3 protein-coding genes are annotated in these 2,529 nt (G+C 59.1%); all 3 read left to right on the forward strand.

Annotated features, from left to right (window positions below; all coding sequences use genetic code 11):
- The first annotated feature begins 12 nt into the window (after nucleotides 1–12).
- Complete coding sequence (locus tag SVU69_13705; GenBank protein MDY6944052.1) at nucleotides 13–852, forward strand: cobalamin-binding protein; 840 nt, start codon at nucleotides 13–15, stop codon at nucleotides 850–852.
- A gap of 175 nt (nucleotides 853–1,027) precedes the next feature.
- Nucleotides 1,028–2,035 carry a hypothetical protein gene (locus SVU69_13710; protein MDY6944053.1) on the forward strand — a complete coding sequence of 336 codons (1,008 nt, stop codon included), beginning with the start codon at nucleotides 1,028–1,030 and terminating at the stop codon, nucleotides 2,033–2,035.
- Nucleotides 2,036–2,180: 145 nt separating this feature from the next.
- Nucleotides 2,181–2,529: TraR/DksA family transcriptional regulator (locus SVU69_13715; protein ID MDY6944054.1), on the forward strand; the 349-nt coding region annotated here is incomplete at its 3' end.

Here is a 2,529-nt window from a genome sequence, read left to right on the forward strand (position 1 = left end):
GTTTGGAGCGGGATGGCCAGCGCCCAAATCACCGTTCGGGATGACTTGGGTTTTGCCGTGGAGTTGGATCGGCCGGCTCAGCGGATTGTGAGTCTGGCACCGCATGTGACCGAGCTGTTGTTCGCAGCCGGTGCGGGTGAGCGCATCGTGGGGACTGTCGATTACAGCGATTTCCCGCCCGAAGCGCAGCGTGTTCCATCCGTCGGCTCATACACGGGTGTCGATATGGAGGCCCTGCTTGGACTCCGGCCCGATTTGGTCATCGCCTGGCAAAGTGGCAATATCCCGCGACAGCTGGAGCAGATTGTTGCGCTCGGCGTTCCGGTCTATCGCAGCGAACCGAGACATCTGGCGGATGTGGCGGCCGCACTGCGGCACTTTGGGCTATTGGCAGGCACCGAGACGGTCGCGAACCAAGCGGCGGCATCCTTTGAGTTCCGCTGGCGGGCATTGCAATCGCGGTACGCCACTCGACCGAGCGTCCGTGTGTTCTATCAGATATGGCATCGACCATTAATGACGATCAATGGCGAACATTTGATTTCCGAGGTGATGAGCCTTTGCGGAGGACAGAATGTCTTTGTCGACGTGTCGGGCCTGGCGCCGGCGGTGTCATTGGAGGCGGTTGTGCTGGCCGATCCCGAGGTTATCGTGGCCAGCGGTATGGGAGAGAGTCGACCGCAATGGCTTGATCAATGGGCTCGTTGGCCTGATCTGACGGCGGTGGCCAGGGGCAACCTCTTTTTTATTCCACCTGCGCTGTTGCAGCGTCATACGCCGCGCATTCTCGATGGGGCGGAACGGCTTTGCGAAGCCTTGGAGAAGGCCCGGTCGCGCCGGATTGTCCTTTGAAACCGGATTTTTCGGCTCCCTGATGGTGGGGGCGAGGTCGAAGTTGCAGGATGTGGGCGTTCAGAAGCATTGGAAATACGGGTTCGCGAGGCTAGAGTGAGCTGAAGAGTCCAGATCGGATGCTCATCCGGTCCACCGGCGATTTCGCGGGCCACGCGCGACCAGGGAGGGTGACATGGCTGAGGAAATTCCGTTCCGCCGTCGATTGGTGGTGAGTTTTGCCTTGTTGATTTTCGCTGCTCCGGCTGCGGCAGAGGTCTTGTGTGAGCATTTCGATAGCGACGCCGGTGCTCTGATCAACACGTTCTATGACGGCTTTTTGGTGGGGGACGACTATTGCTTGTTCGATGCCGACCGGGTGAATCCCAATGAGGTGCCCGCGCTCATCGAAGGCCCTCCGTCGGCCGCCAAACTGCGCATGTACTACGTGAATGGCGCCAACGCGCGTTCGGATACCTTTCTGACCCAACTGAGCGAAATTCGGGCGCTTCACGATGTTGCCTTAGTTGGCGTCTACAACGCGGCCGGCCTTAACCTGACGGAACGAATTTCTCCGCGGCGCGAGACGCTGGGGGACCCGGCGGCCGATACGGTCGTGACCGTAATCCTGGATCACTTGGAGCGGGACGAGCCAGTCCACTTGCACGGGTTCAGCGAAGGTGCGTCGCTGATTGCGGACGCCATTGCGGAAGTGCAACGCCGGCTAGAAAGGCGCCTGCGTTGGCCGGGCGCGGTTGGGCGCAAATTGTCCCTCATCCGGGTTGAAACGTCCGGTGGCGTGGCTGTGCGATATCCGGATGGTCCCGAGTACGTGCATTACGTCAATATGATGGACCCCATGGTGCACTTGATGGGCGTGCTGCGCCCGGGTGCGGAGCCCGGTGCGAATGCGGTCATTGTTCGTTTCAACGACGCCGTCTATCCCATCGAGACCCGTTTTCGCAAGCTTCCGGGGCCGGCTTTGGCGCTTTTGCATTTTCACGGCTTTTGGGCCTATCAGAAGAATCGGCAAGATTTCGAGTCAATGCGCGAGCATGCCCGGAAGATCGGTTCACGTTCGGTTGTGGTCAGGGTGGCTGGTTGTTGTGGTGTGATCAAAGGCGGTGCGCGCGAGGCGGTGCTCGCTTCCGAATCGTCCCCTGATCCTGAAAGCTCGGACGTCGCCTCGTCGCCGAGCCTGTAGAGGCTTGGGCGCCGGGGCCTGCGAGGCGATCACACGGCTCGAGAAGTCAGTGACACAAGTCAAATCGCCTGACGGTTGGTCTGTTATGTTGCCACCATGCGATGTCGGTCGCGAAGAAGAGCCCATACAGATGAGGGTCCAGTTTATGAATGACACATTGAGCGCATCGGAAATCGCGGGATTGCGGGAACAATTAGAGCACCGGTATCGTTCCTTGCTCGCTCTCGTCCGTGAAGAACTGAATAAATCCGATCAGGAACGTTATGCCGATTTGGTTGGCCGGGTGCACGATACGGGTGACGAATCAGTCGCCGATTTGCTTTCGGATATCAATTTGGCCGATATCGACCGCCATATCCATGAAATCAGAGATGTGGAAGCCGCGCTTCAAAGAATCAAGGTGGGCGGTTTCGGTGAGTGTAGTGACTGCGGAGAACCGATCGGATGGAGGAGAATGCAAGCCCAGCCGGAAGCGCAGCGGTGTCTGAGTTGCC

Source organism: Pseudomonadota bacterium (genome assembly GCA_034189865.1).
GTDB lineage: Bacteria > Pseudomonadota > Gammaproteobacteria > UBA5335 > UBA5335 > JAXHTV01.